Annotated in this window: 8 protein-coding genes; 2 read left to right on the forward strand and 6 right to left on the reverse strand. The window is 66.3% G+C overall.

Going from position 1 to position 14,110, the window contains the following annotated elements; genetic code table 11:
* Positions 1-8: 8 nt before the first annotated feature.
* From C1926_RS11790 to tssI, 4 genes are read right to left on the reverse strand one after another with little or no spacing between them, the layout of a single operon-like run.
* Entirely contained in the window at positions 9-4,595 is a 4,587-nt protein-coding gene (locus C1926_RS11790) for an HNH/ENDO VII family nuclease (RefSeq protein WP_108759315.1), read from the reverse strand.
* 19 nt (positions 4,596-4,614) lie between these two features.
* Positions 4,615-4,743: a hypothetical protein gene (locus C1926_RS21915; protein WP_006441023.1), complete on the reverse strand. Its 129-nt coding sequence runs from the start codon at positions 4,741-4,743 to the stop codon at positions 4,615-4,617.
* Positions 4,740-6,356, reverse strand: a complete 1,617-nt coding sequence (locus C1926_RS11795) for a hypothetical protein (protein ID WP_108759316.1) — start codon at positions 6,354-6,356, stop codon at positions 4,740-4,742. The genes C1926_RS21915 and C1926_RS11795 overlap by 4 nt, the downstream gene beginning before the upstream one ends.
* Positions 6,357-6,375: 19 nt before the next feature.
* On the reverse strand, positions 6,376-8,619 hold the full coding sequence (tssI, locus tag C1926_RS11800) for a type VI secretion system tip protein TssI/VgrG (RefSeq protein ID WP_108759317.1): 2,244 nt from the start codon (positions 8,617-8,619) through the stop codon (positions 6,376-6,378).
* Between the two features lie 220 nt (positions 8,620-8,839).
* On the opposite strand from tssI, the gene C1926_RS11805 reads away from it, so the two are divergent.
* A complete protein-coding gene (locus C1926_RS11805) occupies positions 8,840-9,892 on the forward strand; it encodes a DUF1176 domain-containing protein (RefSeq protein WP_108759318.1) in 1,053 nt (350 codons plus the stop codon).
* A gap of 53 nt (positions 9,893-9,945) precedes the next feature.
* Here the strand turns inward: C1926_RS11805 and recJ are convergent, their stop codons facing one another.
* Positions 9,946-11,703, reverse strand: coding sequence for a single-stranded-DNA-specific exonuclease RecJ (gene recJ / locus C1926_RS11810; RefSeq protein ID WP_108760680.1), 1,758 nt, complete (start codon positions 11,701-11,703; stop codon positions 9,946-9,948).
* A gap of 215 nt (positions 11,704-11,918) precedes the next feature.
* Between recJ and C1926_RS11815 the strand changes: the two genes are divergently transcribed.
* Positions 11,919-12,956, forward strand: a complete 1,038-nt coding sequence (locus C1926_RS11815; protein ID WP_108759319.1) for a DUF1176 domain-containing protein — start codon at positions 11,919-11,921, stop codon at positions 12,954-12,956.
* A gap of 235 nt (positions 12,957-13,191) precedes the next feature.
* Here the strand turns inward: C1926_RS11815 and C1926_RS11820 are convergent, their stop codons facing one another.
* Positions 13,192-14,109 (reverse strand): phosphoglycerate mutase, encoded by a 918-nt coding sequence (locus tag C1926_RS11820; protein ID WP_108759320.1) that lies wholly within the window; start codon positions 14,107-14,109, stop codon positions 13,192-13,194.
* Between the last annotated feature and the right edge of the window lies 1 nt (position 14,110).

The raw sequence follows: 14,110 nt of genomic DNA on the forward strand, positions 1-14,110 counted from the left end.
GTAACACCTCATTGTCGACAGCCAGCGATTATTGATTGCGCCCTTGATTTCCAATATGACTCCCTAAAGCTATCAAACTGACCAGCGAGCAATGACGCGCTTCCGTCGTTATTCCTTCTGAAGCTAGGGTACCGAGGAAGAGTCTGACGCTTGTTGTTCGGATTCCTGGGGAACGGTATGTGCAGGATTGACGTGTACTTCGAATGAATGGATGCCTTGATTTCAGCCAATGAACCTCGCCGCCCGTTCATCCCTGGAGCCTCGGTCATGGTGAGATGATGCAGTTGAACAGGCCGCCCGTCCTTGCCAATCGGGGCCAGACCCTCAGACATCCTGTCCAGATTGGTACCTCGCCTGAACTCACCTGTCTCCGCATCTTCCCACGACACCTTCCTATGGGGATTGAATGCCTCATCATTCTGGTAAACCGTCCTTCCATCGCTCGCCGTGGTCTTCCTGTATTTCAAACCCAACGGGTCGCAATAAGCGATCGAATTTATGGAGTATTCGTATAAACACTCCCCAGCATCGAGACCGAGCGGATCAGGCGATACAAAGCTCCCCAACAACGGATCGAAATACCGGTTTCTATTGTAGTAGAGACCTGTCTCAATGTCCCGATACTGCCCTTGCATACGAACGAAGAGCTCCATCCCCCCCGATTCGCTACCCTCGTCGGCCCCCCATACGGCATATTTTATTGTCCATACCTGAGCCCCAGAAGTATCCAGCGCCCTGACAATCGCCCCATTCGGATCTAACCAGAAAAGACCCATTCGACGCACTCGGGGTGCAGATCGATCCACGGGCGCAACAGGCTGGTCAGCCTCATCCACAGCCAGGAGGTTCATATCTTGCACTGCCCTACCCCCTACAGGGTGAGCGAGCTCGTTCGATACTGAAGAATTCTTCAGGCGAAGTTCGTCTGTGGGCCTAGGTCTACTTTGCCCCAACAATGACCCACCCAGCTGACCAAGTGCGGACCCGGAGGGACGAGAAGTTGTGCTGGCGGCTACTTTCCGCTCACCTGCATCGGATGCGTCAATAGAGAGAGCATCGAGCACGTCCTCACGCATCGGATCGAGGGGCCCTGGTGCCTCTGCAACTGGGGCAGATTTCTCGTCGTATCTGACAAATTCGGCCCAAGCCAACGGCACAAACGTCCCCGGGTAGTACACATACTCCCGCACCCGCTCATGCAGCTTTTCCAACCGCCGCTGCCGACGCCTCACCTCCACCAGGCTCGCCACATTACCCACCCAGACCGGCGCCGCCTCTTCGGCATCGTTGGCCTGCTGCACCTCACCCAGCAAAGCATCTCCATCCCAGAAGAACCACGTCGTCTGCGTCGGATTGCGCTTGAACACCCGCCGTCCCAGCGGGTCGTAGCCGTAGTACGTAGACTGCCCGTTGCGGCGGCTCTCGGCCAACCGATGGTTGGCATCCCAGATCAGCGTCAGGTCATCCGGCGCATCCCCATGCGGCACGCCCTTGCGCACCAGGTCGCCTGCCCGGTCAAACACGTAGTGCATGCCCTGGTAGGCGCCTTCGCGCGTCCAGGTGGTCAGGTCGTCATCGTCACCGCCCACCACCTTGCGCGCCTGAACCTGCTTCACCTCGGTGCGCAGCCGGTCGCCCGCCGGGTCGTTGAAGTAGCGCTCCACCTTCCCCTTGGGGTCGATGTGCTGCAGCAGGCGCCCGATCGCGTCGTAGCGGTACTCGTCCACGCCCTGTGCGCTGTCGCTGCGCCGGGTCAGGTTGCCACTGCGGTCGTAGTCATAACGCGTTTCGAACAGCGGCGCGGCATCCTTCAGTACCGATTGCGAGGTCAGCAGGTTGCGGCTGTCATAGGTGAAGTCGCGCTGTAGATGTGGGCTCAGCTGCTCGCGTGTCGTGCGACCCAACGCGTCGCGCTCAATGGAGATCGGCGACTCGTCATTGATCGCCACCGACACCGTCTGGTCCCGCAGGTCGTAGCCAAACGCCACGCGGTTACCCGCCGAGGTCTCGCGCAACACGCGGTTGCCGACCGCGTCGTAGCCATAGCCCACGCGGAAGCCATCCTGCAGCTCTTCCAGCAACTGGCCCAGCGGGTCATAGCAGCGCTTGACCGTGCGCGCCGGATTGCGCAGCTCGACAATCTGACCCTGCACGTCGTAGACAAAGTGTTCCTGCACCTGCTGGCCAGAATGGCGCACATCCGGCAGCGTCTTGCGGGTGATACGCCCAAGCTTGTCGGTGGTAAAGGCGATGCGCTGGCCCAGCGGATCCAGGGTCGCCGTCAGCCGCCCGGCAGCATCGTAGCTGTAACGCCGTGATTGCCCCCAGTAGTCCACTTCCTCGACGATGCGGCCCAACGCATCGCGTACGAGCTGATAGGTCTCGCCACGCTGGTTGATGACCGCGATGAGCTGCTCTTCGGTGTCGTAGCGGTACTCCACGCTGTGGCCATCGGCCTGCAGGCGCTTGCCGATCTGTCCGATGCCCACGTACTGCAGCCGCGTCTGCGCGCCTACTTCATCGGTGTAGCGCACCAGCTGATCTTCGGCATCGTACTCGCAGCGCACACCGGCGCCATCGGGGCCAGCGGTGGCCAGCAGGCGTCCCTTGACGTCGTACTCGTAGCGGCTGGCCTGTCCCAAAGGATCCACCTGGCGCAGCAGGTTGCCGAGCGGATCATGCTCGAAGCGGCTCTCATGGCCGAGTGCATCTATGACGGCAGCCACCAGCCCATGTCGGTCATAGCGCAGGCGTGTGACTGCCTGCCGCGCGTTGGTCTGCGACTCCAACTGTCCCCGTGCGTCGTACTCGAAGCGTGTGGTTGCACCCAGTGGATCGGTCTGGCTGACCAGCAGGCCCCGGCCGTCATACGCCTGTTGCCAGTCGACGCCATCCGGCGTCCGCAGCGACACCATATGGTCGTCCAGGTCGTACTCCATCTGGATCGACGTGCCATCGGCGCGCGTCAGGCAGACCAGGTTGCCCTGCGCATCATAGGCAAATGCCGTACGCAGCCCCTCCGGATCGGTCACCGCCACGGTCCGCCCGAAGTCGTCGTACTCGAACAGCGTCACGCCATCGAGCGGATCGATCTCGCACAGCGGCAGCTGGTTCTCGTCGAACTTGACCACACTCAGATGGCCCAGCGAGTCGGTTACGCGGGTTTCGCGCAGCAGCGCGTCGTACTCGAAGTGGTAGTCGTACAGGCCGCCATCGCCCCACGAGTGCACTACCCTGCCCTGCGGGTCGAACGCGTAGTGGAATGACAGGCCCACGCGGTCGGTGTGCCGCACCAGACGATGCTGTTCGTACGCGAAGGTGCGCGGCGCACCCAGCGCATCGACAGCCGCCAACAGATCACCCTCGCCACTGTAGCGGTAGCTCACCAGCGGATGCACCAGGCCGGTGGCCGGGTCATGCAGCGCCATCCGGTCGATGCGTCCGTGGCGTGCCTCCACCTCGATGAAGCGCCCTTGGAGGTCGCCGACGCCACTTTCGACAATGCGCACCAGATGGCCGTCGCGGCGCTCGAACCGCCAGTGGTTGCCGTGGGCATCCTCGATGCGCTCGATCGGCCACGACTGCGGATTCGGCAGCGCGCTGACGCCTGCCGGCAGTTCGCCGCCGAACACATACTTCAGGCCGCTCTTGAAGCGCACCTGCCATTGCCCGCGCCGCCGCAGCAGGCGTGCGCCGTCGACGAAATCGAGGATCGCCCCGGCCTCGCCGTCGGCCGGTGGCAGCTCGGGGAAGAACGCGGCCTGGTCCGGGCCGGACAGCCACACGCTGCCATCGTCCAGAAGTTCCAGGCGGATATCGGCCGGCGTCTGCCAGCCGGCGCCGCACAGGCCCGGCTCACCCGCCCGGCGCGAGCCGTAGCTGCGCTGCCAGGCGAAGGACAGCCGCCCCGGAATGTCGAAATCCTGGTGGCTGACCACCACGCTGCCATCGCGGATATCCACCGGCTCGGCGCGCAGCACCTTGCACTTGAGGAAGCTCGAGGGCAGATGGCCCCACTTGCCACGCCGCCAGTTGGCAAAGGCATCCATCTTCTTGCGAAAGAAGGCGCTCTTGCGCAGCTTGCCCAGCCCGGCAAACGCGGCGCGGAACGCCAGCGCGGTCCAGGACACCGTGGGCGGCCCGCCGATGGTGACGCTGGTGGGAATGGCCACGTTCAGGCCGGTGGGCAGCGACATCGCGCGCAGCGGCTTCTTCGGTTTCTTCACCCGGAACGGGTTGATCATGCCGGCCAGGTTGCAGTCCAGCACCGGCATGGCCAGCCGCGAGAACGGCTCGCCATCGGCCGACACCGTGCGGCTGCCCATGAAGATCTCTTCGCCGTCGAACTGCGGCCCCATCGGCGCAGCCAGCGGCGGCCCCCACACGCCCAGCGGAATGTGGATGTCCAGGCCACCGGTACCGGCAGTGCCGCGGTGCACGCCATTGACCTTGATGGTCGACCCGATGAACGGGATGTAGTCGAACGGATCCAGCACCAGGCCGATGTGCGGCGTCGGCAGCGGGCACGGCGGCACCGCGTACATGTGGATGTCGATGCCCAGCTGCGGATCGAAATGCTTGGCGGCGATGCTCACGGCAACACTCCTTGTTGCTTTACAAGGCGCGGAACAACGCGCGCAGGAACGCCTTTACTTCGTCACGGTACTCGGCGCTGATCCAGGTCACGACGATGATGCCCAGCACGATGGCCACCAGCATCACCACGGTCTTGTTCGACTTCATGCAACAGCAACTCCTGTAACGGTCGTTCCGGCGGGTGCGGTCACGGGCGGCTGCAGCAGGCCCGACGGGTCGGGCAGCGGCTGCATCGCCGGCGGCTCGCTCCACACCGGAATGTCATGGTCGAGCGGGTGCTCGATGGCTGGCAGGCCATTCCAGCCCGGGTCGAGGAAATCGCGACCGACAGCCACGATCTTGCGGAAAAACTCATCGCCGCCCTGGATAAGCCGCTCGCGCTCCTGCTGGGCACGGTGGAAACCACGCTCCAGCGTTGCATCCAGCTCGGCATCGATCGCATCCAGTGCCTGGCGTGGCGGCTGCGGCCCGAGCGCACGCCCCTGCGCGTCGGCCTTTTCCAGCAGGCCGGTGCTGGCCTGCAGGTAGTCGCTGGCCACCTGCTGCAGCGATTCGCAGCGGCGCGCATCCTGCAGCTGCAGCAGGTCCCACAGCGCCTGCGGCAGCGTGGTGGCCTTGCGGTCGGCCGGCGCCAGTGGCTTGGCGATGCGGATGGCTTCCAGCAACTGGGTACGCGCGGCCTCGCGCTGGCCGGCCTGCAACTGGCACCACCCGGCCATGCGCTGGCCTTCCAGCGCGAACATCGGGTGCGGAATGCTCGCCGCCGACGTCGAGGCCTGCAGGTAGGTCTGTGCGGCGCGCTCGGGCTGCTTGGCGGCCAGCCAGCAGCCGGCTTCGCCGAACCAGCTCTGCATCACCAGTTCCGGTGCAGCCGGGTTGCCGCTCATGCGCGCGCCCTCGGCCGCGCTGCGCGCCTGCCGGTAACTGTTGATCGCCTGCCCGTGGTCGCCATGCTTCAACCACGCGCCGGCCACCATCATCTGCACCACCGACTGCTGGTCCTGCCAGCCATGCCGCTGCGCCAGCCCCTGCGCGCGCCCGGCGCGGGCAACGACCTGCGAGGGGCTGCCGCGCTCGAGCAGAAGCATCAGGTCGGCCAGCAGCTGCCGGTACAGCACTTCCGGGCCACGGCCGCCGGACTGCGCCGCGGTGTCGCGGGCGATGCCGAACATGTCGACCGGGGCGCTGACCACACGCGCCAGCGCGCCGTGACGGTCCAGCAGCGACTGCCAACGCGGATCTTCTTCGGTATCCACCAGCACCAGGCGCAGGCGCGCACCAGGATCGGCGGCCAGCGCCGCGTCCACCCAGCGCTCGAAACCCTCGCCCGGCACGCTGCGCTCCGGCTCAAGCACCGCCGCCAGCAGGCGCAGGTGTTCGCCGTGATGGTCGATGAAACTCTCCAGCACCTGCACCACGCCGTGCGCGCTGTCCGGGTGCGCCTCATGCGGGCCCCGCCACCCAAGCGGCACCTGCTGCGAACGCAGATCGTCCTGGCTGGCCAGATAGCGGTCCAGCAGGTCCTGCTTGACCTGGCGGCTGTAGCGGAAGCCCAGTTCATAGGCGGTATCGATGCGCAGGAAGTAATCCGGCGTATCGCGACCCGCGTCGTTGCGCTGCATTTCGAAGAACGCGGCCAGCAAGCGGCTGGCGGCGGCCGGCAGGCGCCAGACCAGCAGCCGCCGGCTGCTGTCGGCGCTTGCATCCAGCCAGGCATCGCGCAGTGCGTTCAGGCCACGCAGCATGGGGGTGTCCTGCATCGTGCTTCTCCCTTGCGGCTCAGCAGTTGAGCTTGATCTCGCTGCCGTTGACCGAAACACCACCGGCGTCGATCACCACCTCCGAACCACCGGCGGTGATCTTGATCGCGCTGTCGGTGATCTCGATGACCGAGCCGCCGACCTTGCTGGTGAGCTTGACCGCCGACTCCAGGCTCATCGCCCCGTCCGAGCCTTGGCTGTGGGTGCCGGTGGCATCCTGGCTGAAGTTGCCGGTGACATCGATGACGCGCTCGCCGACGTTGCTGTCGTCGACCTTGCCCTGCACCTTGCGCTTGTCCTGCCCGGTGATCGTCACTTCCCGAGCGGCCTGCAGGGTCTCGGTGACCAGCCCACCCACGGTGCGGCTGGAGGTGGAGGTCACGGTTTCGGCCCAGGTGCCGGTGCGCTGGCTGGTGTAGTTGCCGGTCAGCGTGGTCTTGAAATCACCGGTGATGGTTTCGGTGTAGCCGGCAGCCACGATCGTCTTGGTTTCGCCCGCTTCGTATTTCTCGGTGACCGCACCGGTGACATTGGTGGTGCGCGTGCCGGTAACGCCGAGCGTATCGGTGCCGGTGATGGTGATGCCGCGGTTGCCGCCGACAGTGATGTCCTGGTTGGCGCCAACGCCCATGGTGTGGTTCACCGCCACCGTGGTCGACTTGTTGTTCTTGATGCTGGCGTTCTGGTCGTTGAGGACGGTGGTGACCATGTCACGCTGGGCGCGCATGTTCAGCAGCTCGCCGCCGGCGCCATCGTGCATGGTGATTTCATTCCAGCCTGCGCCCTTGACGGTCTTCGACTTCAGGCCGCTGACCTCCATGCCGAACGGCGGCATGTTGTCTTCGTTGTAGACGCGCCCGGTGATGATCGGCCGGTCCGGATCACCGTCGAGGAAATCAACGATCACTTCCTGGCCCACGCGCGGTGGCGAGACGCCACCCATATCGGCGCCGGCCCAGGGGCTGGCGCTGCGGATCCAGCACGAGGCGTTCTCGCGACGGTCCAGCTGGCGGTCCCAGTGGAACTGCACCTTTACCCGGCCATAGCGGTCGGCGTGCAGTTCCTCGCCCGGCGGGCCAACCACCGTGGCAGTCTGCGGGCCCGGCATGCGCGGCCAGGGGGTGAGCCGCAGCGGGCGGTACGGGATGCGCCGGCGCAGCACTTCGGCCTGCACTTCCACGCTGGGCGCTTCGGCACTGCCGAAATCGGCGGCAAAATTGTTGTGGCCTTCGCGCTGCACGCTGACCACGAAGAAGCTGCGATCAGTGTCGTCGCGGCCGATGAAATCCGGATGGCGCTCCAGGTCGAAGCACCCGCCGGCCTCCATCTCGCCGGCATTGCCCGCACACTCGAACAGCTTGGTCGGCCAGGTCACTTCTTCGTTGCGCACGGCGGCCAGCGCCGTGCCGATACGGCTGTTCATGAAGCGCGCGGCACCGTCGTAACGGTACTGCTCCAACGGCGGCAGCAGGCCCATCGGCACCTGGTTGCCCTGGTTGCCATCCAGTCGTTCGCCCGGTTGCTTGAAGTCGAAGCTGCGCAGGGTCTGCACGCTCGGGCCGACCCGGCGCCGCGCGCCCCAGCGATGCAGGCCGGTGCTGGCCAGGGTGCCCTGGTCGGAAACGTAGGCGATCGGCTGCGGCTCGCCGTGGGCAGTGCTCAGCGTCGAATCGTCGCTGATCACCATCTCGTGGCCCTCGTCGTCGTAAACGAAGCTGTAGTACAGGCCCGCGTCTTCCAGCAGGCGGCTGACGAAGGCGAAGTCCGATTCGTTGTACTGCACGCAGTACGGCAGCGGCGCAAGCTTGCCGGGGTTGAGGTCGTAGCGGTACCGCGCCAGCTGCGCATAACCCTCGAAGACTTCCTCGATGATCTGCAGCGCAGTGCGATCCTGGAAGATGCGGCAGTTGCAGGTGTAGTCGAGGAAGGCGAACCACGGCGCCAGTTCGGCGCGGTAGGCGCTGAACTGTGCCTGCTGCCCGGTGCTGGCGAACTCGCGCACATACCCATGCACGCTGCGGTCGCCGAATTCATCCCCCAGCTGCAGGCGCAGCGGCTGGCCGACCAGTTGCTTCAGCTCCAGCCGTGGCTGGATGGAAAGCAGGTCGATGCGGTAGGTGAACGGGCTGGAGACCGAGGCGATGCCATCGAAGCGCTTGACCAGGAAGGTATCCGGGTCCAAAGCGGTTTCGACGCGGATCAGGCGTCGGTCCTGGTGCAGGCGCTGCAGTGCGGCGCCGGGGAGCAGTGATTCGGCGTACATCGGGCGTTCCGTCGTCCCATGTTGGTCGTGGCCCGACTGTGCCATCCAGACGTGACGGGCGCCAGCTTTTTGACGGTCACATGGTCATATAACGAGATGAATTCATTAAGGTTTTCCGTCGTAATGTGCTTCGCGTCACATATATTCCGTCACAGAGCGGCTGGTCAGCCCTGCACCTGCGCGGCACCATAGCGTCCGGTTTTCCCCCATAAGGATGTGCATGCGCCCGTTGTTCCTGTCCGTGCTGCTGGCTGTTTCGTTGCCTGCCGCCGCTGCCCCGACCTCGCCTTTCCCGTTCACCCACAATGACTGGACGCTGTCGTGCGACAACACGCGTACCTGTCGCGCAGCGGGCTACCAGTCCGATGAGGGCGACGGCCCGGCGGTGTCGGTGCTGCTGACCCGCGCGGCCGGCCCGCAGCAGCGCGTGCAGGGCCAGTTGATGCTGGGCCAGTACGATGAGGGCGCGCCGAAGCTGGCGCCAGGCGCGAACGTCCATCTGCAGATCAACGGCACCGACCTGGGCCGCCTGTCGCTGAAGGAAGGCACCGGCGCGCTGACGCCGGCACAGACCGATGCGCTGCTGGCGGCACTTACCCGCACCAGCCGCATCGAGGTGGTGGGCGGGGGCAACCAGCGCTGGACGCTGTCCGACAGCGGCGCGTCGGCGGTGCTGCTGAAGATGGACGAGTTCCAGGGCCGCCTCGGCACCCCGGGTGCACTGGTACGCAAGGGCAATGGCAGCGAGGACAAGGTGCTGCCGGCGCTGGCCCCGCCGCTGGTGACACTGCCGAAGCTGCCCGCTACGCGCCCTGCCGACACCGCCATGGCGCAGACGCAGGCCACGGCGCTGCGCCGTGCACTGCGCGCGGCGACGCCGGCCGATGACTGCGCGGCCATCAGCCCGGAAGGCCACCCCATGATCGATGAGCCGGAAGAGCTGACGATCACCCGCCTGTCCGGCGACAAGGTGCTGGTGTCCACGCTGTGCTGGCGCGCGGCCTACAACGAGGGCTACGGCTTCTGGGTGGCCAATGACAAGGCGCCGTTCAATCCGGTGCTGGTCACCACGTCAGGCAGCGACAGCGATGGCCGGGTCATCAGTGCCGCCCACAAGGGACGCGGCCTGGGTGACTGCTGGCACACCACGGACTGGAGCTGGGACGGCAAGCGCTTCGTGAAGACCGGCGAAGCCACCTCGGGCCTGTGCCGCCTGGTGGCAGCCGGCGGCGCCTGGGACATGCCGACCGTGGTCAGCAAGGTCCAGCCCTGAGCGAGTGACAGAAAAGGCGCGGCCTGTGCATCGGCATGGGCCGCACTCCAGGTTCAGGCCGGCAGGCAATGCTCGATGATGAGCTGGATCGCCGCACCGCCGCGGTAGTCATCGCAGGCCAGACGGTAGGCCAGGTGCACGTGCCGCCCCGGTGCATTGCCGTGCCAGCCGCCGAAGTGGATGGCGTTGACCGTGCCCGGCAGGCCGGGCAGGCGCAGTTCCAGCTTCAGGTGGCGCTCTTTCAGCACGCGCCAGTTGGCCACTTCGAAGTGGCCATCGAACATCGGCTCGGGGAAGCCCTGCCCCCACGGACCGGCCAGGCGCAGGGCATCGGCATGGCGATGGTCGAGCTCGTGCACGGCCAGTTCGCCATCGCTGAGCACATGCTGCTGCAGCGCGGCCGGGTCCAGCACTTCCTGCACGATGGCGACGAAGGCCGCCTCGAACGCAGGCAGATGCTCCAGGCGCATGCTCAGCCCGGCCGCCATGGCGTGCCCACCGAAGCGTTCGACCAGGCCGGGATGACGCGCGTCGACCAGCGCCAGCGCATCACGGATATGCAGGCCCGGGATGGAACGCGCCGAGCCACGCAGGGTGTCCGCCCCCGGTTCGGCCGGAGCGAAGGCGATCACCGGACGGTGCAGGCGATCCTTCATCTTCGATGCCACCAGGCCGACCACGCCGGGGTGCCAGTCGGCATCGAACAGGCAGGCGGCCACCGGACGCTCGCCTTCGGACTGCAGTACCACGCGCGACAACGCCTGTTCGGCATCGTCGGTCATCGACTGCTGCACCGCGCGGCGTTCGGCGTTGATCTGCTCCAGGGTCTGGGCGATGTCGCGTGCCTGTCGCGGGTCTTCGGTCAGCAGCAGCGCAATGCCCAGGGCCATGTCCTCCAGGCGACCGGCAGCGTTCAGGCGCGGGCCGAGCGCAAAACCAATGTCGGTGGCGGTCAATCGCGCGCTGTCGCGGCCACTGGCTTCGATCAGCGCCTTCAGGCCCACGCAGCCGTGCCCGGCGCGCAGACGACGCAGGCCGGCACTGACCAGGGCGCGGTTGTTGGCATCCAGGACCACCAGGTCGGCCACGGTGCCCACGGCCACCAGATCCAGCAGCGTGGTCAGGTCCGGACCCTTGCCATCGGCGAACACGCCGGCCTCGCGCATCTGCCGGCGCAGTGCCATCAACACATAGAAGATGACGCCGACACCGGCCAGCGATTTGCTGGGGAAGTCATCGCCTTCCAGGTTCGGGTCGACGATGACATCGGCCGGCGGCAACTGCGGCCCGGGCAGATGGTGGTCGGTCACCAGCACCTGCCACCCCCGCGCCTTGGCTGCGTTGACGCCGGCATGGCAGGCAATGCCATGGTCGACGGTGACCAGCAGGTCCGGCTGCAGATCAGCCAGTTCCTCGACCAGCGAAGGCGACAGGCCATAGCCGTGCACCATGCGGTTGGGCACCGCATGGAACACGTGCTGCGCGCCGAGCATGCGCAGCCCGCGCACGCCGACCGCACACGCGGTGGCGCCATCGCAATCGAAATCGCCCACCACCAGGATGCGCTTGTCGTTGGCGATGGCGTCGACCAGCAGCGCGACGGCCGCATCGATGCCGGTGAGCAGCTCCGGCGCGTGCAGGTTGCCCAGCCGCGGCAGCGCCAGTTCCGGCGTGGTCGCGCCACGGCTGGCATACAGGCGGGCCAGCAGCGGCAGCGTGTCGTCGGGCCACGCACCGGGCTGCACCGGCTCGCGGCGGCGGATCATCGGCGTATCGGACACGGAAGGCGCACCATCGGCGGCAAGGGACATCGGCATCGCCGGGTTGCGGAAGACGTCGCCATGATAACGCGGGGCTACATACGGGGTCAGAGCCCTCTGCAGGCAGAGGGATCTGACCCCAGTCCAGACATTTGGAGCCAGGGGTCAGACCCCTCTGCCCGCAGAGGGCTCTGACCCCATCGGAAGCATTTGGAATCCCCGGCTGTTTCTTCCATGCTTGCCGGCCCCGAAACGGACTTCCACACATGCGCCACACCCTGCTTCCCGCCCTGCTGGGCCTCGCCCTCGCCCAGACCGCCTACGCGGCTACGCCCGAGCCGAAGGCCGGTGTGAAGTTCGAGCACAACAACTGGTCGCTGGCCTGCGACAACACCCGCACCTGCCGTGCCGCGGGTTACAGCCCGGAAGAACCCGCCAACCTGCTGAGCCTGATGCTGGAACGCGCGGGCGGCCCGAATGCACCGGTCATCGCGCGCCTGCGCAATGGCGAGGGCGATGACCCGGCGCCGACCGGTGCGCTGCGCCTGCGCCTGAATGGCAAGGACCTCGGCCCGGTGCAGGACACCGGCAATGCCGAGAAGGTGTTGCTGAAGCAGGCGCAGACCGATGCCCTGGTCGCTGCTCTGCCCCGCAAGGCGCGCATCGAGATTGTCGATGGCAAAGGCAAGGTGTGGCCGATCTCCGACAGCGGTGCCACGGCTGTGCTGTTGAAGATGGATGAGGCGCAGGGCCGGCTGGGAACGCCTGGCGCGCTGGTGCGGCGCGGCGAAAAGGCCGAAGCAAGCGTGCCGGCGGCGCTGCCGGTGCCGGTGATCGTGCGCGGCAAGCTGGTGGCACCGCGCAGCACGGATGCGGCGCTGGGCAAGGTGCCTGCGCTGCGCAAGGCGATGATTGCCACATTGCCCAATCCTGACGACTGCTCTCAACTGAGGGACGACCCTGCTGCGGAGATCGAGATCGAACGTCTGGACGCACAACACGTGCTCGCCATGGCCAGCTGCTTCGTAGGGCCCTACAACATGAGCAACGGCTACTGGGTTGTACGAGACAAAGCGCCGTACCAAGCCACCTTCGTCACCGACACGGCCGAAGATTTTGATCGCGACGACGCGACCCTGCGCGGCCGTTTCCGAGGCCGCGGCGTTGGCGACTGCATCTCGGCCAACGATTGGGTCTGGGATGGCGAGCGCTTCGTCAAGAGCAGCGACTTCACAACGGGCCAGTGTCGCAATGTGCTTGGTGGCCATTGGACGTTGCCGACAGTGGTCAGCACGGTGAGGTGATTGTTTGCAGGGCTGCGCCCTGCACCTGCCGAAGCAACATCTGCTGGTAGGTGCCGACCGTTGGTCGGCACATCTTTCAGATATCGATAGACAAAATGGGGTCAGAGCCGTTTTCCTGAGGAAAACGGATCCGACCCCGCGCCGCTGTTGGTAGGTGTCGACCTTGGTCGACACATCTGGGGTCAGAGCCCGTTGCGCAGCAACGGGATCCGACCCCGCTCGGCCCAGGCCCCGCTCAGTCGTGCAGCTGGCGGGGTTTTTTCCAGAACTGCCAGCGCTGGCGCTTGTCCAGCTGGAACTGCAGGCCGTCCTCGAAATCCAGCACCAGGCGCTGCAGCTCACCGCGCTGCAATGCTACCAGCAGCGGACGGATGGCATCGTTGCCCAGCTGCTGCAGCGAACGCAGCTGGCGCAGGTCGACCAGGGCGTCGACGGACTGCTCGCCATCCACCGATACGCCGGCGGCCTGGGCCAGGCCCTGCAGCAGCGCATCGCGGCTGCGTACCTGCACGTGCGGCGTGGTCACCGAGACCGGCATCACCCCGCCGCCCCAGAACCACAGGGAGTTGATCGGCTGCTGGCCCTGCGCGGCACGCTGCTGGTTCCACGAATGGTTGTGCAGCAGTACCTGCGCCTCGGTCATCAGCGCACGCCAGCGACGGCCGGCCTCGCCTTCGGGCAGGTGCGAGAACAGGTCATCGCCCAGCACGTCGTCGGGGCTGTCGAAGGTCGGCAGGTCGATGTCGATCGGCAGGCGCAGGTACCAGCGCGCCGGGTCCGGGGCGTCCAGCACGAAGCCAGCATCGGCAAACAACGGCTGCAGCACCGGCAGCAGCGCAAGGCTGTCGGCCAGGGTCGGCCGCAGCGTTTCGCCATGCCCCATCATCCGCGCACCGTGCATGTCCGGCACCATGCAGGCCGGATCGGCACGCAGCCAGCAGGCACCGGCGGCATCGCCGACATCACGCTGGCGGGTCAATGCGGCGACCGGCCACTGCGGCGCGGCCACGGTGAAATGGCGCTGCAGCTGGGGGCGTTCACCCGCCTCCTGCTGCACGGCGATGGCGCGGCCCAGGGCGCGCGCCACCTCGTCAGGCAATGCAGCCGCTGCAAAGCGGCTGCGCGCCGGCAACAACAGGGTCGCCGTTGCCACC

Source organism: Stenotrophomonas sp. ZAC14A_NAIMI4_1, from assembly GCF_003086915.1.
Classification (GTDB): Bacteria; Pseudomonadota; Gammaproteobacteria; order Xanthomonadales; family Xanthomonadaceae; genus Stenotrophomonas.